At 41.9% G+C, this 19,000-nt stretch carries 20 protein-coding genes; 15 read left to right on the top strand and 5 right to left on the bottom strand.

Annotated elements, in window-relative coordinates; all coding sequences use genetic code 11:
• The first annotated feature begins 37 nt into the window (after window positions 1-37).
• The 6 genes from DDT91_RS05865 (at window position 38) to DDT91_RS05840 (ending at window position 6,780) form a co-directional block, all read left to right on the top strand.
• Window positions 38-349 (top strand): DUF721 domain-containing protein, encoded by a 312-nt coding sequence (locus tag DDT91_RS05865; protein ID WP_187175219.1) that lies wholly within the window; start codon window positions 38-40, stop codon window positions 347-349.
• Between the two features lie 98 nt (window positions 350-447).
• A complete protein-coding gene (locus DDT91_RS05860) occupies window positions 448-2,517 on the top strand; it encodes a GAF domain-containing SpoIIE family protein phosphatase (RefSeq protein WP_187175218.1) in 2,070 nt (689 codons plus the stop codon).
• A 26-nt stretch (window positions 2,518-2,543) separates the two neighbouring features.
• A complete protein-coding gene (locus tag DDT91_RS05855) occupies window positions 2,544-2,888 on the top strand; it encodes an STAS domain-containing protein (protein WP_187175217.1) in 345 nt (114 codons plus the stop codon).
• Complete coding sequence (locus DDT91_RS05850; RefSeq protein ID WP_187175216.1) at window positions 2,878-3,291, top strand: ATP-binding protein; 414 nt, start codon at window positions 2,878-2,880, stop codon at window positions 3,289-3,291. The genes DDT91_RS05855 and DDT91_RS05850 overlap by 11 nt, the downstream gene beginning before the upstream one ends.
• 87 nt (window positions 3,292-3,378) lie before the next feature.
• Window positions 3,379-5,373 carry a peptidylprolyl isomerase gene (locus DDT91_RS05845; protein WP_187175215.1) on the top strand — a complete coding sequence of 665 codons (1,995 nt, stop codon included), beginning with the start codon at window positions 3,379-3,381 and terminating at the stop codon, window positions 5,371-5,373.
• Between the two features lie 42 nt (window positions 5,374-5,415).
• Complete coding sequence (locus DDT91_RS05840) at window positions 5,416-6,780, top strand: peptidylprolyl isomerase (RefSeq protein WP_187175409.1); 1,365 nt, start codon at window positions 5,416-5,418, stop codon at window positions 6,778-6,780.
• Between the two features lie 53 nt (window positions 6,781-6,833).
• Here the strand turns inward: DDT91_RS05840 and DDT91_RS05835 are convergent, their stop codons facing one another.
• Together DDT91_RS05835 and DDT91_RS05830 are read right to left on the bottom strand one after the other, a co-directional pair.
• Entirely contained in the window at window positions 6,834-7,151 is a 318-nt protein-coding gene (locus tag DDT91_RS05835; protein ID WP_187175214.1) for a hypothetical protein, read from the bottom strand.
• A gap of 68 nt (window positions 7,152-7,219) precedes the next feature.
• Window positions 7,220-9,010: an ABC transporter ATP-binding protein gene (locus DDT91_RS05830; protein ID WP_187175213.1), complete on the bottom strand. Its 1,791-nt coding sequence runs from the start codon at window positions 9,008-9,010 to the stop codon at window positions 7,220-7,222.
• 146 nt (window positions 9,011-9,156) lie between these two features.
• On the opposite strand from DDT91_RS05830, the gene DDT91_RS05825 reads away from it, so the two are divergent.
• From DDT91_RS05825 to DDT91_RS05790, 8 genes are all read left to right on the top strand, one after another.
• On the top strand, window positions 9,157-10,257 hold the full coding sequence (locus DDT91_RS05825; protein WP_187175212.1) for a Glu/Leu/Phe/Val dehydrogenase: 1,101 nt from the start codon (window positions 9,157-9,159) through the stop codon (window positions 10,255-10,257).
• A gap of 119 nt (window positions 10,258-10,376) precedes the next feature.
• Window positions 10,377-11,561, top strand: coding sequence for a transcription antitermination factor NusB (gene nusB, locus DDT91_RS05820; protein WP_187175211.1), 1,185 nt, complete (start codon window positions 10,377-10,379; stop codon window positions 11,559-11,561).
• Between the two features lie 7 nt (window positions 11,562-11,568).
• Window positions 11,569-11,871, top strand: coding sequence for a YtxH domain-containing protein (locus DDT91_RS05815; protein WP_187175210.1), 303 nt, complete (start codon window positions 11,569-11,571; stop codon window positions 11,869-11,871).
• 1 nt (window position 11,872) lies between these two features.
• Window positions 11,873-12,412 (top strand): DUF1573 domain-containing protein, encoded by a 540-nt coding sequence (locus DDT91_RS05810; RefSeq protein ID WP_187175209.1) that lies wholly within the window; start codon window positions 11,873-11,875, stop codon window positions 12,410-12,412.
• A gap of 4 nt (window positions 12,413-12,416) precedes the next feature.
• On the top strand, window positions 12,417-12,734 hold the full coding sequence (yajC, locus tag DDT91_RS05805) for a preprotein translocase subunit YajC (protein WP_187175208.1): 318 nt from the start codon (window positions 12,417-12,419) through the stop codon (window positions 12,732-12,734).
• 7 nt (window positions 12,735-12,741) lie between these two features.
• The gene (locus tag DDT91_RS05800; RefSeq protein ID WP_187175207.1) at window positions 12,742-13,707 is read left to right on the top strand and encodes a YbbR-like domain-containing protein; all 966 of its coding nucleotides are present in this window, start codon (window positions 12,742-12,744) and stop codon (window positions 13,705-13,707) included.
• Window positions 13,700-14,314, top strand: coding sequence for a dephospho-CoA kinase (gene coaE, locus DDT91_RS05795; protein WP_187175206.1), 615 nt, complete (start codon window positions 13,700-13,702; stop codon window positions 14,312-14,314). Before DDT91_RS05800 ends, coaE begins: the two co-directional genes overlap by 8 nt.
• Before the next feature lie 181 nt (window positions 14,315-14,495).
• On the top strand, window positions 14,496-15,389 hold the full coding sequence (locus tag DDT91_RS05790) for a bestrophin family protein (protein ID WP_187175205.1): 894 nt from the start codon (window positions 14,496-14,498) through the stop codon (window positions 15,387-15,389).
• Between the two features lie 2 nt (window positions 15,390-15,391).
• Here the strand turns inward: DDT91_RS05790 and DDT91_RS05785 are convergent, their stop codons facing one another.
• From DDT91_RS05785 to DDT91_RS05775, 3 genes are read right to left on the bottom strand one after another with little or no spacing between them, the layout of a single operon-like run.
• The gene (locus tag DDT91_RS05785) at window positions 15,392-15,811 is read right to left on the bottom strand and encodes a nuclear transport factor 2 family protein (protein ID WP_187175204.1); all 420 of its coding nucleotides are present in this window, start codon (window positions 15,809-15,811) and stop codon (window positions 15,392-15,394) included.
• Between the two features lie 56 nt (window positions 15,812-15,867).
• Window positions 15,868-17,139, bottom strand: coding sequence for a serine--tRNA ligase (serS, locus tag DDT91_RS05780; protein ID WP_187175203.1), 1,272 nt, complete (start codon window positions 17,137-17,139; stop codon window positions 15,868-15,870).
• 36 nt (window positions 17,140-17,175) lie between these two features.
• On the bottom strand, window positions 17,176-17,946 hold the full coding sequence (locus DDT91_RS05775; protein ID WP_187175202.1) for a hypothetical protein: 771 nt from the start codon (window positions 17,944-17,946) through the stop codon (window positions 17,176-17,178).
• Between the two features lie 73 nt (window positions 17,947-18,019).
• On the opposite strand from DDT91_RS05775, the gene DDT91_RS05770 reads away from it, so the two are divergent.
• Window positions 18,020-19,000 carry an isopenicillin N synthase family oxygenase gene (locus tag DDT91_RS05770; protein WP_187175201.1) on the top strand — a complete coding sequence of 327 codons (981 nt, stop codon included), beginning with the start codon at window positions 18,020-18,022 and terminating at the stop codon, window positions 18,998-19,000.

Genomic DNA, 19,000 nt, shown 5'->3' with positions numbered 1-19,000 from the left:
GCGGAGATTTGACCTTTGAAAATCAATTTATAAAGTGATGAAATACGACCCCAATTATGGAAGAAAGAAGGAAGCTGCTCCTCTGGAGTCTGCGTTCAAAGATCTTCTTAAAACTTACCGGCTTGAGGATAAATTTCAGGAAAAGCTTCTGATTAATTCCTGGCCAGAACTAGTGGGTAAAACCATCGCAGACCGTACGGGCAATATTTTCATCAAAGAAAAAAAGCTGCTGGTGAAAATCACCTCAGGACCAATCAAAAAAGAACTTCAGCTAAACCGCTCCAAAGTACTTTCTCTGATAGAAGAAAAAATCGGAAAAGGAATCGTAGACGACTTGATATTCCTTTAGTTTTATTTTGATAATTTTTAACAACTATTCTCCGAGCAGCTTGATTTGGCATAGGGTCAGGATTGGTTGACTTTGAGTATTATTGCGAAAGCATCCCGATGGTAAAGATCCCCACAATCCATATCGGCAAACTCAGTTTACTGCTCTCCATATTCGTATGGTTAGCTCTGTTATTTGTTGATTTGGTCAGGATCTTCGGAATAATTAATGAGCTTGATTCGGGCATTTCTGAAGAGATAACCTGGATTTTGGAAATTCTTTTCTTCTTTACGCTCTATGGTTTTTACAGCTATTCCATCGGAAAAAATATTCAGGGAGACTTTTTAAATCTCATTTGGAGAGGGGCTTCCACCGGTCTTTTTGCCACCGCATTCGGATTGCTTACCCAACTCTTTTATACCTCTCTTGCAGAAACCAAAATTGGCTCAGAGCCCTTTTTGAAAAACTTTTTCTACCACGTCAATTTTGCTCTTACTACCCTCTTTTTGATTTCCACGACCATTCTTTGGAAACATTTGATTCTTTATCAGAAAAACAAACAGGTGGTAAAGCAATGGCAGGCATTTGAATTTGCCATGCTGGTAGCTACGTTTTTTGTGTTTTTCAACAAAAACAACTTCGACTACAGCTTTCTTTTCGGACTGGTGATCTTGTTGATCATTTCCATTGTTCTTTCGGGAAATTTAAAATGGATCCCCTATTTGACCTTCAAAGAAAAATGGAAATCTCTCCTTTTTCTTTCTTTGATTCTGCTTAGCACGGGATACCTTTTCAACCGACTTCTCGCCTACGGAAATGAGGATCGATTCCAAATCAATCTGACCGACAACCTGTTTTTGATGGCCCTTTTTGGGTTCATCTTTGTATATGCTCTTTTTAGTTTTTTGGTCACTTTATTCAATTTGCCAACCTCCTCAGTATTTGAGCAAAAACTTACAGAGGCGATCAATTTTCAACGATTAAGCCAATCCATACAGCCTGAAGAAAATGAGGAGCAAGTGTTGGATATCTTAATGGATTCCTGCATGAGTGCTTCCTATTCCGATGCCGCCTGGCTGGAAATGAATCCTGAAGAACACCTTGGCGGGATTGACCAACTTCGCTTTTTGGATGAATGGACCAAAAAAGAAATTTCAGATTGGATCCGATCCCAAAAAACAGCTCAGGAATGGGCTGCTGTAGAAAAACCAGACCAACTATTGCCTTTAGCCATTCGACTGGAGCATCCTAGATACGAATCCGCCTTATTGGTTCCATTGATCATCAATAAATCCGCCATAGGAAGAATGGTCCTATGTAAAGAAGTCCGAGACGGCTTCAACAAAGAGATGATCAACATCATCAGCACCTTTGCCCGACAGGCTTGCATAGCCGTTGAAAATCACCGATTACTCAATCAGGCTATCCAGAATGAACGCTACCAAGAAGAGCTAAAAATTGCGCAAAGGGTTCAGAAAGCGTTACTGCCGACCCGTCTTGACCATCCCGATTCCTTTGACATTTGTGCCTATTCCAATGCAGCAGATGAGGTTGGGGGGGACTACTACGATACCTATAAACTGGACGAAAACAGATATGTATTAATCATCGGAGACGTATCGGGTAAAGGAACCTCTGCTGCATTTCACATGTCCCAAATGAAGGGGGTTTTCCACAGCTTGATTCAACTGGAATTGAGTCCTGCGGAGTTTATGATCCGTGCAAATTCGGCACTTAGCAAATGCCTTGAGAGAAACCATTTCATCACTGCTTCGATCTTTCTGATCAATACCGAAAACCAAACTATCAATCATTCCAGGGCAGGGCATGTACCCACTCTGCTCTACAGGGCAAAAGAGAAAAATTCTGAATTCCTGATGTTTGACGGACTGGGTTTGGGAATTTTAAGAAACAAGCTTTACGAGAATCACGTTCAGGAAAGAACCTTCGGATTCAATTCCGGTGACATCCTGGTACTGATTACTGACGGAGTGGTGGAAGCGAAAAACCAAAAAGGGAACCAATTTGGCTTTGAACGAATCAAAAGCTTGGTTGAAATCAATTGCGAAAAAACTCCAAGACAAATTCAACAAGTTTTGATCGATTCACTTCACGCTTTTGTCGGCGGCGACGGCATGATTGATGATGATTATTCACTTATGGTAGTCAAGTTTGGAAAAAAAGAATAGTAATAAAGAAAACGAAAAGCACGAACATGCTTCGATTGGAAAAATCAAAAGAAACTCAATTTGACATCTTAACCCTTTTGGGTGAAGTAGATGCAAGTAACTCCGTGATTTTGGACAAAGCCATACAGGAATTAGTGGAATCAGGAGCTAAACACATTTTGGTGGATGGGCAGGGCTTAGAGTACATCTCCTCTGCGGGACTGGGAGTATTCATGTCTTATCTAGAAGATTTCAACGACCAGGGTATCTGGATGGGAATCTTTGGACTGCCTCCAAGAGTTTATGAGGTTTTCAAAATCTTAGGATTAGATCAGTTGATACCAATTTTTGAAGATAAAAGTGCAGCAATTGGGAGTCTAAATGAAGCATAATTTCAACATATCCTGTCAGACGTCAGCGCTCTCAGATTTGAGAACCTTTCTTCAAAGGACATTGGCTGGTTTTTCATTGTCTGACACAGAAAAACACCAGGTAACCCTGGCAGTGGAAGAGGTATGTGCCAACCTGATCATTCATTCCCATGGCTGCAATCCAAAAGACCAAATCCAACTGGAAGTAAAAGATTCAAATGAAAAGTTGATTTTTGAAATTACAGATCAAGGAAGCGCTTTTAATATTTTGGAATATGAGGTCCCTGATCTCAAAAAAGTCATGGTCGAAAAAAGAAAGGGCGGTTTAGGCATCATTTTGGTAAAGAAAATAATGGACGAAATCGAATTTGAGTCCAACAACGGCACCAATACCTGTAGACTGGTCAAAAGATTCAGATCCTAATTTTGGTTAAAACCCCATGCACCAAGGCATTCCACGTGAATTCCTGATAAATTTGTAACATTGCATTTTAAATCGGCTTTCCACTTCATGAATTACCGAACCCTTTCGGCTCTTCTTGCATTTATTTTCCTAATAAACGCAGGTCTCTACCCGCTTGAAACCGCAGCCCAAAATCAAAATGAGGTGTTGTTGAGCATTGGGGGTACTCCTGTAGAGAAGGAGGAATTGGTTTATTTACTGTCTAAAGGAAAAGGTGCAGAGCCATCCATACCCGGTGTAAGCAGGGAAGAATTTGAAGAAAGCTTCGAACTTTTTGTCAATTACAAACTCAAGGTCAGAGAAGCTGAATCTCTGGGTCTAGACAAATCAGATGAATTTCTCCGGGAATTTGCTTCCTTCAAAGAAACCCTGATCGCACCTTTTTTAATCAAAAATTCCATTGAGGAAGGTGAATTACGAAAGGCTTATTCAAGAATGGAGGAAATCATAAGAGCGAGCCATATTCTGTTTCAATTTCCTCCAAATGCCTCCAATGAAGACAGCCTTATTGTTTTAAAAATGGCTCTGAAGGTGAAAGGAGAAATCGAAAACGGAGGAGACATCAACGAGTTAGCCGTCCAATATTCAGACGACCCATCTGCCAAAACAAACAAAGGTGATCTAGGCTATTTTACAAGCCTTCAGATGGTTCAGCCTTTTGAAGATGCGGCATTCGCATTGCAGCCGGGAAAGGTTTCAGATCCGGTATTAACCAATTTCGGATACCACATCATCCAAGTAAAGGATCGCCAGCCTAATCCGGGACAAGTTAGAGTCTCACATATTCTGGTTCGATTTGACCCTCAAAGTCCTGGTCAGGAAGAAAACGCAAGAAGAAAAATCTCAGACATTTATACCGAGATTCAAAAGGAGAATACAATTTGGGAAGATATTGTCAAGACTTTTTCGGAGGATCCTGGTACAAAAGATAACGGAGGAACATTGCCCTGGTTTGGGGTGGGTATGATGATTCCAGAATTTGAAATGGCCGCCTTCTCATTGACTGAAATCGGAGAGGTCTCACCTCCTCTGAGAACGCAATATGGATACCACATTTTAAGATTAGAAGCCAAAAAACCCATTGACTCATTTGAAGAAATGGAGGAAAGCATACGGTCTAGAATATTAAGGGACTCTAGGTCAGGAATGATTCAATCACAAGTTGTCGCCGTTCAAAAAGCCAGGTATGGATTCAAAGAAAACGAAGCCTCCATATCTTCTCTTTCTTCAGTACTCAACGATGTGACAAAATCTACATTTGGAGGAGTCTTGGATTCCAAAGGGTTAACCAACACAGAATTATTCGTCCTCCAGGGAAAATCCTATAAGGCGGCAGACTTATGGAGGTACATGCAGGAGGAAGAATTCGTCCCAAAAGGCAAAGCAGGCACTTTTGACACTTGGTATGAAAGATATGTTGCCAGCATTTTGGCTCAAACCGAAGAGAAAGACCTAGAATCAAACAATAAGGAGTACCAGATGCTGCTAAAAGAGTATCGCGATGGGATATTGTTGTTCTCACTGATGAACCAGGAAGTTTGGCAAAAGGGGATCACTGATTCATTGGGGCAAGTGGATTTTTTCAGGAAAAACATCTCCGACTATCAATGGAAAAATCGGGTAGATGCTTACATAGTCAAGGTAATTGATCCAACCAAACTGGAAACCGCCAGAAAAACGCTACAAGGAAATGGGTATAATCCCAGCTCCATTCAGGCCTTTGAGTCCAGCTATAAAGCCACCTCTCCTTTGGCCTTCACCACAGAATCAGGGACTTTTGAATACGAAGATCACCCAATACTATCTAAAATCAATTTGGACCTCCCCTATCAAGAAGTCTTGATAGATGGGGCAACCTATTTGATTAATCTTGGACAGAAATTTCCTTCCGGTCCGAGAAAATTCGAAGAATCCAGAGGATTGGTAATCAGAGATTATCAGGAATTTTTGGATAAAAATCTAACAGAAAGACTCAGAGGGAAATACCCTGTTCAAATAAATCAAACCGTCAAAGAAGAAGCTTTTATTGCCTTGAACAGATAATTCCACCTATTCGGAATCTCCGAAAAAGATGAAATAAACATGATGAAATTGCTAAACCGACTAATGCCAAGCCTTGTGGGACTTATGATCTTGGGACAAAGCTATGCCCAAGAGACTCAACCCACAGGACAGGTTTTGGATAAAATTGTTGCCAAAGTGGACAACAATATCGTCCTGGAGTCAGAAGTCCAAAAGACGTATATCGAAGCCATTGCCCAATCCCAACAAGGAATGGAAGCCCCAAACCGCTGTGAGGTGTTTGAAAGCCTTTTGATCAACAAACTCATGGTGGCCAAAGCCGAAATCGATTCGGTCATGGTAACGGATGCGGAGGTTTTGGTTCAAACCAATAACCGCTTCAACATGGTGATGCAGCAATTTGGAGGCGATGAAAACATGCTTGCCGAGATTTATGGCAAATCTGCAGACCAGCTAAAATCCGAACTTGAAGAAGTGATCCGTGAACAGCTCATCGTGCAAAAAATGAGAGGTAAGATCACCGAAGGTATCACGGTTTCTCCTGCGGAAGTAAGAGCCTTCTTCAACAGCATCCCGAGAGACTCCTTGCCACTGTTTACTTCTGAGGCGACGGTGGGCCAAATTGTAAAAAAACCAGAAGCCAATCCTAAAATAAGAGAGGATATTATTGCCCAACTTCTTCAGTTTAAGCAGGAAATCCTGGATGGTAAATCCACTTTTGCTGAACTGGCCAGAAAACACTCAGAGGATCCGGGATCTGCAGCCCAAGGGGGCGATCTGGGTTTCTTCAGAAGAGGAGAATTGGCTCCAGAATATGAAGCGACCTCCCTAGGACTTAGACCTGGAGAAATATCCGACCCCATCGAAACTCAGTTTGGATTTCACATGATTCAACTCCTGGAAATCAAAGGGAATACATTCAACACTCGGCATATCTTACGAATTCCAAGAGCATCGGAAGAGGACATCTTAAAGGCCGAGAAATACCTAGACAGCTTAAAAACCCAGATTCTCCTAGGAAAAATTGACTTTGCAAAGGCGGCCAAAGAATATTCAGATGACAGAGCCACATCTGATGCAGGCGGATTTTTTACTGATCCTGCCACCAATTCCAATAGACTGTCTTTGAGAACCTTAGAAGATCCTGTGCTTTATTTCACTATAGATACCATGAAGGTAGGGGATATTACCAGGCCCTTAAGGTTCGAAGATCCTCGTGAAGGCACCAAAGTCAGGATCCTTTTCTACAAAGCCAGATATCCTGCCCACAAGGCCAATCTCGAAGATGACTATGAAAAAATGAAAGCCGCTACCTTAAGGAGGAAAGAAGATGAAATCCTGAGTAAGTGGTTTCTGACAGCAAAAGAAGACGTATTCATTGATATCGATCCGGCATACGACCGATGTAACGCACTGAAGGAAAAATAGAAAAGGCCTCGCTGAAACAAGTTCAGCGAGGCCTTTTTTCTTGGTTTAAGCTATTACTTTTTCCCAAACAGGATTTTTAGTCCTAATCCTATTTGCTTAAACCCCTCTTTGACGAATCCTTTGGACTCTTCAATTCTGGGCTCAAGTTCTTCTCTCTTATCTCTGTATTCCCTTTCCAGCATTTCCTTTGCCTTTTTGAGCTCAGCCTCCAGAGTTGTCTTATTTTCTTTTAGATCCCTGATCTTCTGCTCGATCTCTTCCTTGATTTCCCCACCTGCTTCAGCGCCTTTTTTGACAAGTTCTTCGATCTTTTGACCTATCTCCTGAAGAACCTCTTCCAGTTCTTGCGTGGTTGATTTTTTGACAGTCATAATAAAAATAAGTTTAGTGCCTACCCAAGTTACAGAAAATCAACAGAAAAGTGGAAACCGGGAGAAATCTATCCGTCAATTTGTTCGGCAGATTGGGTTTGCTTCTCAAACAATTCAGCATAGACTCCTTTCTGTGCCATCAAGGATTCATGGTTGCCCCGTTCGATGATTTTACCTTCGTCCAATACGATGATATGATCGGCCAATTTTGCAGAGGAAACCCGATGTGAGATGATTATCGAAGTACGGTTTTCCATAATTTTCTTGAGAGCTGTGAGAATGGCATTTTCGGTTTTGGTATCCACAGCAGAAAGACAATCATCCAAAATCAGGATTTTTGGCTCTTTAGCGATGGCGCGGGCAATCGAGACTCGCTGTTTCTGTCCCCCGGAAAGGGTAATTCCCCGTTCTCCAAGCATGGTTTCAAAGCCTTTTGGAAAATCAACTATATTCTGATAGACATCCGCATCTTTTGCGGCCTTCTCGATCAATGCCATGTCAGGATGATCCAGACCGAAGGCAATATTATTTGCAATTGTATCCGAGAAAAGAAAAACATCCTGAGGCACAAAGCCAATTTGCCTTCTCAAATTAGAGATTGAATAACTCCGAATATCTTTCCCGTCTATCAAAATCTGCCCTTCCGTAGGATCATACATCCGCATCAACAGATTGGCTATGGTTGACTTCCCAGAACCCGTCGTACCGATGATTCCCAAAGTTTGCCCTGCCTTGATTTGGAAGGAAACCTCATTTAAGGCCTTAATTCCCGAATCAGGATAGATAAAAGAAAGATCCTTTACCAAAATTTCTCCTTCAAGCTCTCCTTCGAAATTTTCAGTACTCACAATATCATTTTGAATATCTAAAAACTCATTGATGCGAGTTTGAGAGGCTGCGGCTCTTTGCACAATACTTGTAACCCAACCCAAGGAAGTTACCGGCCAAGTGAGAATATTGACATAAAGGATGAATTCTGCGATCACTCCGTATCCGATCTCCCCCTGAATAACTTTCATCCCTCCCACATAAACAGTGATAATGGTAGAGATCCCCACCAAAGCCATGATCAATGGGAAAAACAGGGCATTAACCCGGGTCAGTTCTATGGATTTGTGTTTGTATTCTTCACTAGCCTCTGCAAACTCTCTGGCAGAATCTTCTTCTCTGACAAAGGCTTTCAATACACGAATCCCTGAAAAAGCCTCCTGAACGAAGGTGCTGAGGTTGGATAGACTTTTCTGGATTTTTTCTGAACGCTCATTGATCAGATTATTGACAAAATAGATACTGAGAGAAAGGATAGGCAGGGGCAAAAGAGAATAAAGGGTAAGCTCGGCATTGACCGAAATCATGTAAAAAATCACCAAAGGAAACAAAATCAATAAATTGAGTCCATACATGATGGCCGGTCCAAGATACATTCTGACTCTGCTGACATCCTCCGAAATCCGAGCCATCAGGTCACCGGTACTGTTTTTTCTGTAAAAACTCAGGGGTAGGTTTTGGTAATGCTCGAAGATTTCATTTTTCATATCATACTCCACCTTTCGGGACATGATAATGATGGTCTGCCTGATCAGAAAAAGAAAAAAACCCCTTAGTAGGGCCATAACCAAAATCAAAATCCCAAAAACAAAGACGTATTCCAGAAAATTTTCACGGGCAATTTCACCCAATCCTCCTTTGGTAAGGGGCCGATAAAGCCAAAAACTCTCCACCACATAATCTATTGCGATTCTGACAAGTTGAGCAGGGATAATTACGAAGATGTTTGAGATCACCGTAAAAACTACTCCCAAGAGCAGCAAACCCTTGTATTTGTATAAATACTTATTGATTCTCCAAAGAGGCTTCACCAAATAAAAACTTTAAAATCACTGATAAACTTACAGAAACTATTGACGCAATTACTTTGAAGGCTGATAAAAGTATTTAATTTTGTATCAGCCTTTTTCTGAAGGTAAGAGCCCAAATATAACATATTCTAAAAAGCTAAGTTCACATGTTAGAGATTAATGCGACCGAAACCGTGCGTGAAGGATCCATCTTCGGACAAATCACCACCATGGATCACGAGCAGCTCGTGGTATGTCAGGATCAGGCTACTGGCCTGAAAGCACTCATCGGTATTCACAATACGGTACTAGGACCTGCCCTTGGAGGTACCCGCATGTGGCCTTATGCCACCGAAGAAGAGGCAATCACAGACGTCTTGAGACTTTCCCGAGGCATGACATTCAAAAATGCACTTGCAGGGCTAAATCTGGGTGGTGGAAAAGCCGTAATCATTGGTGATCCCAAATTGAAAAACGAGGCATTTTTAAGAAGATTTGGCCGTTTTGTAGAGAGCTTGGGTGGAAGGTATGTCACCGCAGAGGATGTAAACATGAAGACTTCCGACATGGAATACATTGCCATGGAGACCCGACATGTCACTGGCCTTCCCAAAATCAAAGGCGGCGCAGGCGACCCTTCTCCAGTCACTGCTTTTGGTGTCTATATGGGTATGAAAGCTGCTGCCAAAAAAGCATTTGGATCTGATTCACTTAACGGAAAGAAAATCGGGGTACAGGGTGTAGGCCAAGTAGGGAAATATCTGATCGAATATCTGGTAAAAGAAGGTGCCGAGATTTTGATCACGGATATTTTTGAAGATAAACTCAAAGAAGTAGCCAAGGCTACAGGTGCCACTGTAGTAGACCCCAATGTGATCTACGATTTGCCAATGGACATCTACGCTCCTTGTGCACTTGGTGCCACGATCAATGATCAGACTATTGACCGCTTGAAATGTGCTGTCGTGGCCGGTGGCGCAAACAACCAATTGAAAGACGAAGCCAAGCACGGAAAGATCCTGATGGAAAAAGGAGTCATTTACGCCCCTGACTTCCTCATCAATGCCGGTGGGGTGATCAACGTAGGTGCTGAATATTACGGAGATTATCAGGAAGAGACCGTATTTGCCCAAGCCGAGAAAATATACACGACCTGTCTGACTATCTTGGAAAAATCAGAAAAAGAAAATATTCCTGCACAGCAGGCAGCTATCGCAGCAGCACAGGAAAGAATTGCAGCGATCGGAAGAATTAAACTTCCTTTCTGAGATTCATTTCCTATCCAATTCAAACCACCGGGGGATGCCTTCCGGTGGTTTTTTTGTCTTTGGCTTCATGAAGCTAGGCACGCTCAAATTCCCTATATTTACAGCTCTTTAAAGAAAATATGCTAAACAGAAGAATCCTCAGAGTCAAGGCATTTCAGAATCTCTATGCCTATGAACAATGTAAAGGATCCAATCTAAACCTGGCCAAGGACTTCATACGGGAGTCTTTCTTACCAGATCTCAACAGTATGGAGGTTCAGGACAAGGCCGCACTGAATAGGGATGCCGAAGAAGCCATTCGCCTGTTTGACCAAAATCTGGAAAACGAACAACTCCTTAAATCATCTGAAGCCAGTCCAAAAATCAAAAAAGTGGTTTTGGATGCACTGAAACAGTTTCATGCTGCAAATGAAAAAGACCGGCAGTTTCTTTTGAAAAACATGGTCACCTCGGCAGAACGAATTCCTCAGCTTTATCTTTTAGCGATCGAATTGCTTCAGGCTTTCGCCAAACATGTGGAGAAAGACTTAGAGAAAAAGAAAAAGCTAAGCGGAGAAGCTCCCATTGCTTTCGGAAATGAGCTTAACCTGGCGAATAACCGAGTATTGAAAAATATCCGGGAGTCTCAGTCCTATCAGGCAGCAGTAGTAAGAAACAATGCACATCTTGATGATCTAGAACTGGAAATCAAAGAATGGTTTAGAGACTATATCAAGCCCTCTGAGACTTACCAAGACTATCTGAAAATCTCCAACCCAACGTTGGAGCAAGATTTTGAAGCGGTAGATGACCTTCTGAAAAAGATAATTTTCAAAAATGAAGTCATCTTGAATTATTTCTCCGAAAAGGATTTGAATTGGACTGAAAACAAGTCCGTGGTAAGAAGTTTGGCTTCTAAGGTGTTGAAAAATGCAGCTACCGAGCAAGAAGGACAGTCAGACCCCCTCCCGGAGATTGCCATGAATTGGGATGAAGACAAAGAGTTTTTTCAAAATATCTTTAACTTCACCATCGAAAATGATACTGCCAGTAAGGCACTTATCGCTCAAAAAACCAAAAACTGGGATATTGACCGTCTTGCTTTTACTGACAAAGTGATCATTTCCATGGCCCTCGCCGAAATGAAAAATTTCCCCAGCATTCCGGTGAAGGTCAGCATTAACGAGTACATTGATATTTCAAAAACATACAGTACGCCAAAAAGCAAGCAATTTGTCAACGGACTACTGGATGTTTTGGCAAAAGAGTTAACAGACAGCGGACAAATCCGTAAGAGTGGTCGAGGACTTTTAGACAATAAATAATACAACCATGAGCAAAAGTACAAACACATTATTGGCATTTGTAGTCGGCGCCGGAGTTGGTGCTGCATTGGGTATTTTGTTTGCACCTGACACAGGAGCCAATACCAGGGACAAGCTTTCTTTTAAACTCTCCAAATACAAAAAGGAACTTGAAGACCTCATTGGCGAGTTAGTAGAAGGAAAGGAACTACACCTCAACGAAGCCAAGTCTGAGGGAAAAAGAGTTATTTCAGAAGCAAAAAATAAAGCAGAAAATCTGCTTCATGACGTAAACAAACTAATCGATCAAATAAACCAAGGTAAAAACTAACATGAAAATCAAACTATTGAGCGCCATCGCTGTGGCGATGGTTTTGATGGCCTCCTGTTCACAGAAAAACGATGATCAGGCTGAAAAAATCAAGGCTTTAGAAGATAAAATTGCAGCATTGGAAGGAGCGAATACAGCAGTTGCTCCGGTAAATGCACAAACTACCACTGAAGCAGACCCTAGCACGCTTGGTGCATTCCAGTTTGCAGAGATGGAATATGATTTCGGAAACATCAACGAAGGTCAAGTTATCGAGCACATCTTCAACTTTACCAACAACGGTCAGGCTCCTTTGGTCATTTCCAACATTACTGCTTCTTGTGGCTGTACTAGCCCTGATTGGACCAAGACTCCTGTACAGCCAGGTGAACAAGGCTTTGTAAAAGTAGTATTCAACTCTACCGCAAAATCAGGAGCACAGGCGCCTACTGTAACCATCCAAGCCAACACCAATCCTACTGTAACCCGTCTGAGAATGAAGGGGAGCGTAACTCCTAAACTAGCAGGCGCAACTGCTCCATCAGGACCATTGAAGAGATAATACCATGATTAATACTGTATTAGCTCAAGCCGCAGCAGGTGGCGGTGGTATTCTTGGACAAGTATTTTTGTTTGGCTCAATCATTCTGATCATGTATTTCTTTATGATCAGACCACAGCAGAAAAAACAAAAAGAAACCAAGAAGTTTATTGAAGAAATCAAAAAAGGAGATGACGTAGTCACCATAGGCGGAATTCATGGCAAAGTGTCCAGTGTAGAGGGTGATGCCGTGATTTTGGATATCGACCGAGGTGTAAAGATCAAAATCGAAAAATCTGCCATCTCCTTGGATTTCACCAAGAAAACAGGTTCAACCAAATAAAGTAGCTTTGCCTGAATCCAAAAAATCCTCTTGGAGGATTTCTTCAAAAAGACTCTCTGATCTGAAAGTGGTAGTCCTATGCATCATAGCGGCTACCACTTTTTGGATTTTAAATGCCCTGAACAAGGACAATTACAATACCATTGTCGATTACCCCATCCAATGGGAGTTTGACAGGGAAAACTTTGTCCCTGTCAAACCCCTTCCAGAAAGTGTCCAAATCCAAATCTCAGGTAATGGTTGGGATCTTCTCAGAAAGTATTTCAATCTGAATGAACCGCCTTTTTCGATCATTCTGGCCGAGCCTTCTGAGCGTAAATTCATTCTTACTTCGGAATTAAAAAGACCATTGGGGGAATTCATCACCCCTACCCAACTGGAAGGCTTATTGGAGGACTCCATCCTTTTTCAAATAGACCGTATTGTCACCAAAAACCTGACGCCAGTATTGGATACCGCCGGATACTCTCTGGGGAAAAATATAGAAATAGATGGCGAAATCACTTTTCTTCCAAAACAGATTTCTGTCACTGGACCCTCGTCCATACTGGATTCTTTTGATGGAAAGTTTCCGGTAATCCTAAATGAGAACAGAATCGACAACAATTTTACCAAGAAGGTAACATTAGAATTGGACAAAAACCTTGCTCAACTAGTCCAAATCGAACAAAAAGAAATTGAGGTGCAATTTGACGTGGTCAAATACCTAGAGGGAAATAAAAGGCTAAAAATCAAAAAGTTGAACTTCCCAAAAAGAGCTAGCCTTGAAAATGAAGAGATTACCCCGATGATGTATTATCTGGTGGACGAAAGAAAAGTCAATGACTTCAAAGAAATAGAGTTTGAGGCTATTCTGAACTACGGAAGACGTAACCGCGAAGACAGTACAATTACCTTGGAAGTATCCCCAAAGCCTGATTACCTTAAGGATTTAAAAATCGAACCCGCCCAGGTAAAATTGAAATATGAGTAAGTCAGTACCTATATTAGTAGGAGTTACGGGCGGAATTGGTTCTGGTAAGTCTACCGTTTGCCAAGTGTTCTCCATTTTGGGAATTCCCATCTACTCGGCCGATGACCGGGCTAAATGGCTCATGACTCATGACTCAAGCCTTAAAGAGGAAATTATTTCCAGTTTTGGAGAGTCCTCCTATTTACCAGACGGATCGCTAAACAGAGCTTTTTTGGCGGAAACCGTTTTTTCGGATCCTGAAAAAGTGGCAAAAATCAATTCTTTGGTCCATCCTGCTGTGGGAAGAGATTTCGACAAATGGGCTAAATTACAGGATTCCCCCTACGTCATTAAAGAAGCAGCACTTTTATTTGAAACGGGGTCAGCGGATCAGCTAGACTACGTGATCAATGTCAGCTCACCGCTTAAAATTAGAATGGCAAGAATCCTTCTCCGTGATCCGCACAGGACAGAAGCCCAAGTCAACCATATCATCAATCAGCAATTGCCTGATGAAGAAAAAAACGAACGGGCTGACTTTGTCATCAAAAACTCAGATAACAAGATGGTCATCCCTCAGATCTTGGAGATTCATAATCGCCTTAGCAGCCATATGATAGAGGCGTGATTCCAAAGTTTGGGAAGGACTAGAAAGGAGATACCTCGGATATTTATGGCCCCCTGAGAGGTTTATGCCTGTCGAAAAAGGATAGAGGGCACAAAAAACAACTTTTTGTCAGAGAAAATAAGTTTTATTCTAAGACAAGAATTCCCCATCTTAATCAAAGATTTGCTTTTTAACACTAGAAATGAAGGTTTACAACACCAAGGATTGGGCACAGTTTGTCTTTCTAATTCAAAAATCAGATACCCTTTTTAGGCTTGCCCCGCTGATTCTCATAATTCTGCTTTATTCTTTGGGTATTGCATACCTGGAAATTGAATATTTCCGCATAGGAGAAAATAGCTGGGTGAAAAATCTTCCACTCATGCATTCTTTACTAAGCTTTGTTATTTCCATGCTTCTCGTCTTTCGCACCAATACAGCCTACGATAGATGGTGGGAAGGAAGGAAACTTTGGGGAAGTTTGGTAAACAACAGCCGAAACTTTGCGCTCAAACTGGCGGCCATCCTTGACCCAAAGGATGAACAAAACAGGAAGTTTTTCAGAAAAAGTATACCTATTTACGCTTTTGTTCTCAAAGATCACCTTCAGTCAAAATCCACCGAATTTATGCTGGATGAGGAGGATCAGATTTTTGACGATCTCCCTAATGCAAACAACAACGAAAGGCACGTACCCAATCAAGTGGCAAAATTGATGTTTGGGAGAGTCAATGGCCTGTACAAGCAAGGAAAAATCACCGGTGACCAACTCATTGTACTCAATGGGGAAATCAGCTCCTTCACGGATATCTGCGGTGCATGTGAGCGCATCAAAAACACCCCGATTCCTTACAGCTACAGCTCATTTATCAAAAAATTCATCCTCTTTTACACCATTACACTACCCATTGGATACTCCGTGATCATGGGATATTTTGCGGCACCGATTGTCGCTTTTATTTTCTATGTTTTGGCCAGCTTGGAATTAATCGCTGAAGAAATCGAAGAACCTTTCGGAGAAGACCAAAATGATCTTCCTATGGAAAAAATCTCGGAAAACATCCACCAACACGTGGGTGAGATTCTTGGTGAGTAAGCTCAATCCAGCTTTTTTTCAAACCAGGACTTATGGACAATCTTCCATTTGCCTTCCATTTTAATCAGGGTTAAAAAGTCATAATAATAGATCCCGGGCCAATAAAGCTCTGTCTCTGCCAAAGCCGTATTTCCGACGATTCTTATGGATTTGAGCTCATTTCTGAAAAGATTTGGGTCACGTGGAGTACCTTTTGAAGTGCCGCTTGCCCATTCCTCAAAAGGAGTAACAAACAATTGATCTCCGCGGTATCCAATCAGTCTGGCCTGAGGAAAAAAGGCTTCCTCCAATTTTGACCGATCTCTTTCCATCATGCCTTCGAAATAAAGCTGAACTGTTCGAGAGGCAGCCTCCAATTCCTCAGACTGAGAAAAACATGTTATGGGGAACAACAGTAGGAACAGTAGAAATATTTTTTTCATGAGCCTCTTAAAATGAAAAAAACCGCCCGATTGTGATTTTTTGGGCGGTCTGAAAATTAAATCTTGTCAAAACCTAGGTAGGGGTGCAATACTTTTGGCATGTTGATTCCTTCCGGTGTCTGATTGTTTTCCAAGATAGCAGCCACGATTCTGGGAAGTGCCAGCGCACTTCCATTCAGCGAGTGGGCGAGTTGGGTTTTCTTATCCTCTCCTTTAAATCTCAGTTTCAGTCGGTTGGTCTGATAGGTTTCAAAATTGGAAACCGAACTGACTTCCAACCACCGCTCTTGGGCAGCTGAGTAGACTTCCATATCATAGGTCAGTGCAGACGTGAAGCCCATGTCACCTCCACAGAGCCTGAGTACCCGATAGGGAAGTTCAAGTTTTTGCAATAATCCCTGTACATAGCTACTCATACTTTCCAGAGCTTCATAAGACTGGTCCGGATGAGTAATTTGAACAATTTCAACTTTGTCGAATTGGTGGAGTCGGTTGAGTCCTCGAACATGGGCTCCCCAAGAGCCTGCTTCTCTTCTAAAACAAGGGGTATATCCCACATTTTTAATTGGAAGATCTCCTTCATTCAGGATTACATCGCGATAGAGATTCGTGATTGGAACTTCAGCGGTCGGGATCAAGTACAGATTATCTGCAGACGCGAAGTACATCTGGCCTTCTTTATCCGGCAATTGACCCGTTCCATATCCGGAATCCTCATTTACTAATATGGGAGGCTGGACTTCCAAATACCCTGCAGCCAAGGCCTGATCCAAGAAGAAATTGATCAAAGCCCGCTGTAACCTGGCACCTTTTCCTTTATATACTGGAAAGCCTGCGCCTGTGATCTTGATTCCCAGGTCAAAGTCAATGATATCATGCTTTTTGATCAATTCCCAATGGGGAAGCTTTCCTTCAAAAAGACTCGGTATCTGTCCGTGCTCCAACACTACCTCATTGTCTTCTGCCGTTTTACCTGATGGAACAGAAGTGTGAGGTACATTTGGGATGGTATATAGCAAGGCCCTAAGATCTTCTTCCGCCTTTGCATTTTGCTCGTCGAGTTCTTTGATTTGAATTTTGATCTCAGCGGTACGTTCTCGAATAGCATTGGCCTCTTCGGTCTTACCTTCCTTCATCAGTTGACCGATCTGCTTTGAAATCGTATTGGCTTCAGCCTGTATTTGATCCCTTTGTGATTGGGAGGATTTTCTCAAATCATCCAATGCAATGACCTTGGCGAGTACTTCTGCGGCATTGGAAATATTCCTTTTTTGCAGACCGGCAAGAACTAGATCATAGTTTTCCCGGATTTGATTTACTAAGAGCATGATAAAATCAATATTTGAAGGCCCAAAGATAAAGACTTATCGGACAAAGACAGTTTTTGTAATGGTGGAGAAAGGCCCCTCCAATTCCTTATTATCGGAACGGACCAACTGCACCTTCACTTGGTAATCGCCCTTTGGAAGATTAGTCACCCGAATAGGAGCCATGTGATCTATTTCATAAGTAAATTCATTCACAGAAATTTTCACCTTTAATCCATCCAATTTCATATCTCCCCCCAAAACCAAAAAATCAACAACCATCTCTTCACCAAGAGGGAGAATCTGGGCATTTCTTGGGAAATTGAGTGCTAGGTAAGGCTCGGCAGAATATGGAAAAGGTCTGGAATCTCCTACCATAAAGTCCCTATCCACATAATTTCCAAAGCTTTTCAAAGCTAATCCCTCCTCATCCACCAAATACGCCACGACTCTGTAGGTGCCGACTGTAAGTTCCCTCTGAAATATCGGAGAAAAATAGCCGATGGGATCCCCACCATTCAGGATCATCACTAGCCTGGCTTCATTGTTTCCCCCATTTTCTAAGAGGAAATTCTTGACATTAAATTCAAAAGGAACTTTTCCGGGTTTGAATACCTGGTTCCCCAGAGGGGTATAAAGCTCCAAAATCGCATCGGGGAAAGAAGAAGAATCCTCGTATTGGTAAAAAGTAACGTTGGGCAAAGATTCACCTCCTGCTCCGACGACCGGATTTTCCTCAATGCCAGATTCATTAATCTTTTTCTTTTCTTCACTGCATGAAAAAAACAACAAACCAAAGATTATTGGGAAAATAAGGATTTTATTCATACCACCACCTAGATTGAGTTTAAAGATATTTATTTTTGAATAATTATATTGAAACAACAACTAAACTACACAATTGATGGACATCTTATTTGATGAAATTCCAAGCTTGGATTTGGCAGATTTTACCTCAGGAAATCCTGATAAAAAAGCAGCATTTGTTAAAACCCTTGGAGAAGCTTATCAAAACATCGGCTTTGTTGCAATCAAAAATCACGGACTTTCTCAAGACCTTCAAGATAGGCTTTATAACTCAATCAAGGCTTTCTTTGCCCTTCCAGACGAGGTAAAGGCAAAATATGAAAAGCCCGAAATCGGCTATCAGAGAGGTTACACCGGAAAAGGTAAGGAACATGCCAAAGGCAGAAACACTGGAGATTTGAAAGAATTCTACCATGTGGGACAGGAACTGGACCTGATCCCTGACTCAGATGCGGTCAAGGCGGAATATCCGGCGAATCTCTGGCCTGAAGAAATCCCCCAATTCAAAAAAGATGCGATCGAAGCTTACCAAACTTTAGAAAATGCAGGTAAGCAAATGTTGAGAGCTATTGCATTGAATCTTGATTTGCCAGAAGAGTATTTTGAGGATAAAGTAGCTTTCGGCAATTCTATCTTAAGACAGATTCATTACTTCCCGATTGAAAATCCGGATGAAGTACCTGCAGATGCGGTACGTGCTGCCGAACATGGGGACATCAATCTGATCACTCTTTTGATGGGAGCCAGTGCCGATGGACTACAGGTGTTGAGAAAAGATGGAAAATGGATTCCAATCACAGCACTTCCGGATCAGCTAGTTGTAAATGTAGGGGACATGCTCGAGCGCTTGACCAATAAAAAACTAAAATCCACCATCCATCGTGTAGTCAATCCTCCAAGGGAACTGATGCATACCAGCAGATATTCGATTCCATTCTTCATGCATCCACGCTCTGAAATGGATCTCACCTGTCTTGAAAGTTGCATTGACGAAAAAAATCCGAAGCAATTTGCAGATGCGACAGCCGGAGAGTTTTTGGAGGAAAGGCTACGAGAACTAGGTCTAAGAAAATAA

It is taken from the genome of Algoriphagus sp. AK58, assembly GCF_014324365.1.
Classification (GTDB): Bacteria; Bacteroidota; Bacteroidia; order Cytophagales; family Cyclobacteriaceae; genus Algoriphagus.
The sequence above is the reverse complement of the archived record's forward strand: the minus strand, read 5'-3'. Positions and strand labels throughout refer to the sequence as shown.